The organism is Bacteroides sp. An269 (assembly GCF_002159755.1).
In the GTDB taxonomy this organism is placed as follows: Bacteria; Bacteroidota; Bacteroidia; order Bacteroidales; family Bacteroidaceae; genus Phocaeicola; species Phocaeicola intestinalis.
Genome location: NZ_NFJG01000157.1, coordinates 1 through 6,780, shown reverse-complemented (window position 1 = coordinate 6,780; position 6,780 = coordinate 1). Strand labels below are relative to the sequence as shown.

Here is a 6,780-nt window from a genome sequence, read left to right as displayed (position 1 = left end):
CTGTGATGAGGAAGATAGCGGGCTATCTGACGAAGAACAGGAGCGAAAAGGACCAAAAAATCGCCCAAAGCACACACGAAAACGGATACATCAAGACAAGAAAAACTTTCTGGAGAAATTCAAAACAGCTTCTAAGTTATCTGCGAATATTTTTTTGAAAAAAATGAGCGAATATCTGTGGCTTTACTAAATTGCTTGTAGGGCAGACCTATATTTCTGTTCGTATGCATTCTGTAGATGCTTTTAGGTGAAGATATGGATTTTCCTTTACGGGAAAAGCTTTTTGCATGTGAGTGTAAATCAGTTGTTTAGGACAAAATGGACTATATGACTGACAAAATGAACCTTCTTGTCCGGTATATTTATGATTTGTTTCAAGAAGTTAGCTTATCTTTACGCAGTCAGCAAAAGACTAGCCTATGCATTATTATATATAGGTGTGGGGCGGTGTTTGCATTATTTTGTGCGTACTGGTAGAGAACTTGTTTCCGTATGGGAAGGTGGTTTGAGCCTGCATGCAATAATGCTTTTAATGGTTGTGATAAATTTTATGTAAATCTATGAGACAAAACAGATTCTTATTTTTACTTCTGTTTGCCGTGGTTGGGGTGTTACCTGTTGCGGCGCAGTGGCGTGTCGGTTTTCAAGCCGGTTATACGCACAATTCGCTGACCACGGAGTCCGGTTACTTTTATGACCGGCGTTATGTGGCTTTGGGTGGTTTCACGGCGGGTTTACCCGTGCAGTATGCTTTCAATGATTGGTTGGCTGTGCAGGCTGAGGTGTCCTATGTACAGAAGAACTACGGGATGCGTCGTTCGGGATTTTTCGAGCCGTTGCACGAGGACATGACCAATCATTACTTGTCCGTGCCCGTATTTGCCCGTTTCTCCTTTGGTGGCAAACGGTTGCGCGGTTTCCTCGATGCGGGTTTTTATGCAGGCGGCTGGCTCTCCAGCCGGCGCGAGGGGACGACATTTGCTATGTTTTCTGAGCCTGAAGGTGTAGAAAATCCTTCTGACGTGAGTGACAATACTATTTTGTATACCTATGATGAGAAATATGCATTCGACTCCCGGCGTGACAACCGTTTTGAGGGAGGTGCCTTGGTGGGAGTCGGTCTGGAGTATCGCTTCACTCCCGTATGGGCAGTCGTAGCCGAATGCCGTTACCACCATAGCCTGAGCGATATGCAGAAAGACTATATGAAGGATCGCGTGCCGCGATACCTGAACACTTTCCTTTTCCAAGTAGGCGTACTGTTTACCTTGGGTGATTAATGAACCGATTATGATAAAAAGATGAATAAAATGAAAGCAAGGATACGTTTGATGGCCGGAGTGTTGATGGCCGTGTGTGTATTGGCCGCCTGTCGTGACGAAATGCCCGATATGCAGAATCCGCGGACTGATATAAATATTTATAATTGGTCGCAGTTGTTCGATGCCTATTGGTCGGGCATGAACTATAACTACGTGTTTTGGGACATCGACCCGACGGACTGGGATGCCGTGTATGACGAATACAAGCCCCAATTTGATGCGTTGGCGGACAAAGGTTTCAGCGATAAGGCAACGAATGAGGAAGCTTTCGGAATGTTGGAAGAGTTGTCTTCCGGATTGATTGACGGGCATTTCGGATTGACACTAACTCTTCCTTCGGATACAGTCCTTTATCGTCCGGCAGAGGGACGGAAAGAGCAGCGCCCTAATTATCATCCTTTTGATGAACAGACGCTGGAGGATTATGCAAATATGTTGTTAGGCTTGCACGATGCAGGCAGATTTTCTGACGCACACTTGGTGTTGGCTCCAGAATCAGGCAATGCGCTTTATGCCAGTGGCATCTTGGACGAGGATATCGTCTATTTCCGTTTGTCGTCGTTCATGTTGACCGAACATGTCGGAACAGGTGATATCGTTGATCAGATAGTCGCGAACTATCACGACCTGTTGGACAACTATCCGACGGTCGAGGGGGTCATCATCGATGTACGCCACAATGGCGGAGGTAATCTGTCGGATTTGCCGATAGTGTTGGGTAAGTTCGTGGATGAGGAGAAAATGTTGTTTTATACTCGTCAGAAAAATGGTCCCGGACGGTTGGATTACACGCCGTGGACTCCGGAAGTGTTGAAACCAACGGAGCGGAGCCGTGATTTGGATGTGCCTATAGTAGTGATGGCAGACATGAATTCTATCAGCATGGCCGAGATGACCACCCTAGCCGTGCTGGGCTTGCCTAAGGGTTGCTTCATTGGCGAACGGACCCATGGGGGAATAGGTACCATTGCGGCTGACAACATCGCATTTGATCAGTTTTATGGTGGCTATTTCAATATAAACGACATCCTGGAGGTATATACCACCATGACCATGATGAAGGACCTTGACGGTGTCAACCACGAGGGTGTCGGCATACCTCCCACCATTGAAGCGCCTTTCGATGGGGTTAATTTGCTTCAAGGCATTGACACCCAGTTGGAACGTGCCGTGGAGTATATCCATACGGGAAAATGATTATTGAGGGTGTATCAAAATATCATTTCTATTTTGATACACCCTCAAGCATTACATTTATTATTTGTAGAGTGCCTTACTCAATTCTTCCAGTCCGGCTTCTCCCGGCAGCCCGGGGAAAGCTTTCTTCATGTCGTCCGTAAAGGCTTGTGCCGTCTGGTTATTGCCGAGCACCTCTTTCATCTTTTTCAGATAGGCGATTTTGAACTTTACCGCATCGCGCTTTGCCGCACCTCCGTGTCCGCCGATGAACAGTTCCGCTCCCGGTGCCAGTGACTTTTTCGCTTCTGCTATTTCCGCATCAATGGCAGCCGGAGAAGAAACCTGCAAATGGCTTACGTGTGCCTTTGCCGGAGTCCAGTGCGTATAATATGCCTTGCCTCCTATCAGGATGCTTGCGCCCGGAAAATCGGATGTCGCTCCGTGACGGAACTCGAACGGAACTCCTGCCCAAGTCTGCGTAGTGCCGAATGCCACTTCCGAAGCCTTGCCTGTAGGCATGTCGGTCAGGGCATCGCCGAAAGCCTGCGCGAATCCTTTCATCATGCCGCCATAGATTTCCCCTTTCGTAAATTGGGGCATTTTGGCAGATTGCGGGCACTCGCTATGTGTTTTCAACAAGCTTGTTTCTTGTATACAGTTAGTTTCATTCTACGTTCCACGGCGTGGAATGTATATTCCAGCCCATGGAACGTACATTCCAGCCCGTGGAACGTATATTCCGGCTGGTGGAATATAGAATATAGCTAAGTGCATGAAGGTTTTCAGTTATCGGTTCAATGAAATTGTCTTGTCTTTTATAATAAATAATGTGGAGGATAAGGGCTGATTGCCGCCCATCCGATAAAAGCTTGCTACATAAAAGGAGTTTGATTACTTTTGTAGAGTGAATTGAAAAGCAGTATAATATGGATAGGACAATGATAGAAGATATGATGTTTCCGGATTGCCCGATACGGAACATCTTGGCAAGGCTCTGTGACAAATGGTCGCTTCTGGTTATATATACGCTGAACAAGGCGGGTAAGGAAGTCATGCGCTTCAAGGAGTTGCAGCGCGAAATCCCGGACATATCGCAGAAGATGCTGACCGTAACCTTGCGGACATTGGAGGAGGACGGCTATATTACCCGTACCGTCTATCCGGAAGTGCCTCCGAGGGTGGAGTATGCCCTGACACCGCGTACCCATTCGTTGCTTCCGCACATCAATGCGCTGATAAGTTGGGCGTTGGAGAACAAGGATGCCATTATCGAAGACAGGAAAAGAGTAAAGAAGTAAAACGCTTACATGTCCGTTTCCGGCATTCGGCCTTGTTCGGTATGCAGGGGCATACAACTTCTTCAATATTGTAATCTTATTGCAACGGACTTGTAAACGGAAAGTTATCCGATTGTCGTACACCTGTAAAAGGGAAGCTCTTTCTTTGCACTCGGTAAAAGTTTAGTAAAAAGAAGGTAATGGAAAGAGTTAAACGATGGATGATGACGGCTGCATTCTTACCGATGTTTGCCGCCAGTGTATTTGCAGTTGAGGTGAATGTAAACGTAAAAGGGAGCATCAAGGACCACCAATCCAAGGAGCCTCTTATTGGTGCTACTATCCGGATTATGGGAAGCAATATCGGTGCTGTAACCGATATGGACGGGAACTTCCAGCTTACAGGTGTGGAAGACGGTATCTATGACATTGAAATTAAGTATGTAGGCTACAAGACCACGGTGAAACGCCAGGTGAAGGTAGAGAACAACCAGGTGACTACGCTGGATTTTGAACTGGAGCCTGACACTCAAGTGTTGTCGGACGTGGTTGTAGTGGCAAAGGCAAACCGTGAGTCGGAGAACGTTACGTTGCTGGAACAAAAGAAATCGGTTGTGGCTATCCAGTCGGTGGGTGCTCAGGAATTATCCCGTAAAGGGGTAGGGGATGCCGAAGGAGCCGTTACAAAGATATCAGGTATCTCGAAACAAGACGGTGTAAAGAACGTATTTGTACGTGGATTGGGAGACCGGTATAATCTGACCACATTGAACCGTTATCCGATTCCTTCGGAAGATCCGGAATACAAGAACATCGCGCTTGACTTCTTTTCTACTGACATCATCCAGTCGGTAGATGTCAATAAAGCTTTTTATGGCAATACATACGCCGATGTGGCGGGAGCCAACATCAACATTTCCTCGAAAGAGCTGACGGGCTATGGTGAAGTGAACGCCAGCGTTTCGGGCGGCTTCAATACGCAATCGCTTTCGTCCGACTTTTTGAAAATGGACGGAGTGAATGCCTTTGGTTTTGCCAATAGCAAGCAGCCGGGCGATGATCTTTCTGTATACAACTTCCAGAACCGTTTGGACCCTTCGAAGAAAAGCGGGCTGGTGAACCAGAGTTATAGCATTTCGGGAGGAAAGAAATTTGATATTCACGACAATCCGCTTTCGTTCTATCTGATTGCCAGTCATAACCGCGATTATTCTTATTATGAAGAAGAAGTGCGCAATTCGATTACCACGGGTGAGCTTTCGCAGGATATGCTCGGAAAGAAGTCGAATGTGGAGACTTCGCAAGTCGTGATGGCAAATCTGAACTATCTGCATAATAACAAGCATGAATTGACATACAATTTCATCATGTTGCACGCTTCGCGCGAATCGGTGGGCGACTACTTGGGTATGGATGCCGATTACCAGTCTTCGGATACCTACGAAGGTTTCATGCGCCGCCAGCAGACCAATGACAACTTGCTTTTCGTCAACCAACTTGATACCAAATGGGCGTTGGCGGATAAGCTCGACTTTAATGTAGGTGCCGCTTATAACATTATCAAAGGCCTGGAGCCTGACCGGCGCATCAATAATCTGGTAAAGACCGACCGGGGTTATGTGCCGATGAAAGGTACAGGTATCCAGCAACGTTATTTCTCGGAACTGAATGAAGACGACCTGAATATCCGTGCAGGTTTTACTTATAAACTTCCCGATAACTTTTCACAGGAATCCAACATCCAGTTGGGCTATGCCGGACGCATTGTGGACGATAATTTTACAGCTACCGAGTATGATATGTCGGTAGTGCGCCAAGAGGTGTTTGATATCGACAATGTACAGTTTGATAATTATTATACGCAAGAGAATCTGGATAATAACTACTTTGTCCTCGACAAGAACGTAGACGAGTACACCGTGGATAAGAAAATCCATTCGGCATACGCAGAGGCTACCTACCAGTTTACCGAAGGGTTCATTGCCAACGTGGGTGTGAAGTATGATAAAGTGAATATGGATGTAGATTATAATGTGAACCGTGGCGGAACGCAGGGAAGCCAGTCCATCAACAAAGACTATGTGCTGCCCAGCATCAACTTGCGTTATAATTTCAATGACAAGCATTCGCTCCGGTTTGCAGCCAGCAAGACTTATACCTTGCCTCAGGCAAAGGAAATATCTCCGTTCCGTTATGTAAACGTTACATTCAATAGTCAGGGTAATCCTGATTTGCAACCGTCGGATAACTATAATGTGGATTTGAAATGGGACTGGTATCTTTCGTCCGGCGAACTGATTTCGGTGACCGGATTCTATAAATACATCAAAAATCCGATTTCACGTATCGAGATTGCCAGTGCCGGCGGATTCCTTTCGTATGAAAACATAGCCGACCATGCTACTGTAGCCGGTGCGGAAATAGAGATACGGAAAGACTTGTTTTCTCATCCGATGCAAGACGGAGGGTTGCAGAAGCTGAGTTTCGGTGTGAACGGTGCTTATACTTACACTTGTGCGAAAGTGCCTTTGGCTACTGACCCGACCGGTTCCCAGTTGGAAGGCGCGGCTCCCTGGCTTGTCAATGCCGACCTGACTTACTTGGTGCGTAAAGGAAGCAACTCGTTTACCAATGCATTGGTGTTCAATTATTTCAGCGACCGTCTGTACACCATCGGTACACAAGGATACCAGGACATTGTAGAAAACGGGATTCCGACGCTTGACTTTGTATCTTCGGCTAAGATTGGCGAGCACTTTACCATCAGCCTGAAAGCGCAAAACTTGTTGAACTCCGTTCACCAGCTGACACGTAAAGGAAATGCAACGAATGAAGAGGTGGTGTTAAGCAAGTACCGCAGAGGAATCGATTTCAGCCTTGGGGTGGCATGCACGTTCTAAGAAGCTGTTTTGAATTTCTCCAAAAAGTTTTTCTTGGCTTGATGTATCCGTTTTCGTGTGTGCTTTGGGCGATTTTTTGGTCCTTTTCGCTCCTGTTCTTCG

Annotated in this window: 6 protein-coding genes; 5 read left to right on the top strand and 1 reads right to left on the bottom strand. The window is 46.5% G+C overall.

The features are described 5' to 3' along the window. From B5F71_RS20500 to B5F71_RS18035, 3 genes are all read left to right on the top strand, one after another. The coding region (locus B5F71_RS20500) for a hypothetical protein (protein ID WP_158098146.1) at positions 1 to 190 on the top strand (190 nt) is incomplete at its 5' end. Between the two features lie 370 nt (positions 191 to 560). Further along, entirely contained in the window at positions 561 to 1,280 is a 720-nt protein-coding gene (locus tag B5F71_RS18040) for a porin family protein (protein ID WP_225226284.1), read from the top strand. A gap of 30 nt (positions 1,281 to 1,310) precedes the next feature. Beyond that, positions 1,311 to 2,519: a S41 family peptidase gene (locus tag B5F71_RS18035; protein WP_158098145.1), complete on the top strand. Its 1,209-nt coding sequence runs from the start codon at positions 1,311 to 1,313 to the stop codon at positions 2,517 to 2,519. Between the two features lie 60 nt (positions 2,520 to 2,579). Here the strand turns inward: B5F71_RS18035 and B5F71_RS18030 are convergent, their stop codons facing one another. Beyond that, a complete protein-coding gene (locus B5F71_RS18030) occupies positions 2,580 to 3,140 on the bottom strand; it encodes a hypothetical protein (protein ID WP_343285811.1) in 561 nt (186 codons plus the stop codon). 287 nt (positions 3,141 to 3,427) lie between these two features. Between B5F71_RS18030 and B5F71_RS18025 the strand changes: the two genes are divergently transcribed. Then, positions 3,428 to 3,799 carry a helix-turn-helix domain-containing protein gene (locus tag B5F71_RS18025; RefSeq protein ID WP_087213101.1) on the top strand — a complete coding sequence of 124 codons (372 nt, stop codon included), beginning with the start codon at positions 3,428 to 3,430 and terminating at the stop codon, positions 3,797 to 3,799. 200 nt (positions 3,800 to 3,999) lie between these two features. Next, positions 4,000 to 6,678 carry a TonB-dependent receptor gene (locus tag B5F71_RS18020; protein WP_164488595.1) on the top strand — a complete coding sequence of 893 codons (2,679 nt, stop codon included), beginning with the start codon at positions 4,000 to 4,002 and terminating at the stop codon, positions 6,676 to 6,678. The last annotated feature ends 102 nt before the right edge of the window (positions 6,679 to 6,780 follow it).

What these genes read in the sequence shown, in the direction of transcription:
- B5F71_RS18040 (WP_225226284.1), top strand. Translation starts at nt 561, where the DNA reads ATGAGACAAAACAGATTCTTATTTTTACTTCTGTTTGCCGTGGTTGGG.
- B5F71_RS18035 (WP_158098145.1), top strand. Translation starts at nt 1,311, where the DNA reads ATGAAAGCAAGGATACGTTTGATGGCCGGAGTGTTGATGGCCGTGTGT.
- B5F71_RS18025 (WP_087213101.1), top strand. Translation starts at nt 3,428, where the DNA reads ATGGATAGGACAATGATAGAAGATATGATGTTTCCGGATTGCCCGATA.
- B5F71_RS18020 (WP_164488595.1), top strand. Translation starts at nt 4,000, where the DNA reads ATGATGACGGCTGCATTCTTACCGATGTTTGCCGCCAGTGTATTTGCA.